Source organism: Deinococcus pimensis DSM 21231 (assembly GCF_000519345.1).
In the GTDB taxonomy this organism is placed as follows: Bacteria; Deinococcota; Deinococci; order Deinococcales; family Deinococcaceae; genus Deinococcus_A; species Deinococcus_A pimensis.
Window position 1 is genome coordinate 144,156 of record NZ_KI912637.1, and the last position, 1,176, is coordinate 145,331.

At 70.2% G+C, this 1,176-nt stretch carries 1 protein-coding gene and 1 pseudogene; both read left to right on the forward strand.

The window, feature by feature from the left end:
* Window positions 1-752 (forward strand): phytoene dehydrogenase (locus DEIPI_RS29910; protein WP_045233987.1); only part of this gene is annotated, 752 nt, incomplete at its 5' end.
* Between the two features lie 236 nt (window positions 753-988).
* Window positions 989-1,176: pseudogene (locus DEIPI_RS0109495) on the forward strand (transcriptional regulator); the annotation flags it as partial.

Genomic DNA, 1,176 nt, shown 5'->3' on the forward strand with positions numbered 1-1,176 from the left:
ACCTCAAGCTCCTCGACTCCCGGCACCGCCGCGTGAACTCGGACCTGCGGGTGCGGCTCGCGAAGCAGAGCATGTCCCTGGTGGTGCTGTACTTCGGCTTCCGCGCGGACGACCTGAAGCTCGACCTGAGGCACCACAACATCATCCTCGGGCCGCGCTACGAGGAGCTCCTGACGGACATCTTCGACCGCCGCGTCCTCGCGGAGGACTTCTCGCAGTACCTGCACGTGCCCACCCTGACGGACCCGACGCTCGCGCCGCCCGGGCATCACGCGGCGTACACGCTCGTGCCCGTGCCGAACAAGGGCGGACGCATCGACTGGGACGTGCACGGCGAGCGCCTCGTGGACGCGGTGATCGCCTTCCTCGACGAGCGCGGCTACATCCCGGGCCTGCGGGAGCGGATCACGCACCGGAGCTTCGTCACGCCCGACTACTTCGAGGAGACGCTCTCCAGCCATCTCGGCAACGCCTTCGGGCCGGAGCCGGTGCTGGCGCAGAGCGCGTACTTCCGTCCGCACAACCGCAGCGAGGACGTGCGCAACCTGTACCTCGTCGGGGCGGGCGTGCAGCCCGGCGCGGGCACGCCGAGCGTGATGATGAGCGCGAAGATGACGGCCCGCGAGATCGCCCGCGACCTCGGCCTGCACCCGTCCGTGGTGCGGGAACGCTCGGCGGCCGCGGAGCGTCCGTCCTCACCCGACCTGCCGTCCTCACCCGACCTGAAGGAGGAGCGTCCGCAGCCCGTCTGACCGTCACGCCCACCCGTCGAAGGTGACTCACGTCGCACATCGGGACATTCATCACCCTCAAGAGGTCATGGATGTGTCACAATACGTCGGTTGCGCTCAAGGAGCGCATGACCCCGAGTTTGCCCGCACCCCGCGCCCGCCCGCGCGCCGTGCCCCCGCGACGTCGCCGCCCCGGCGACCCGCCGAGTTCACCCCTCCCCGGCCGCCGCCGGGGTTTTCATGACGGAGGCGTCTGCATGTTCAACCCCCCGACCATCGATGACCTGCAACAGACCCGCCGCGCCAACGAGAAGCTCGTGCTCTCCGCGCTCGAAAGCAAGCCCGAATGGGTGGAGACCGAGCTCGCGCGTCACACCGGCCTCGCGCTGAGCCACCTGCGCGCCGCGCTCGCGTCCCTCCTCGACCAGGGCCGCGTCCGCCGTCT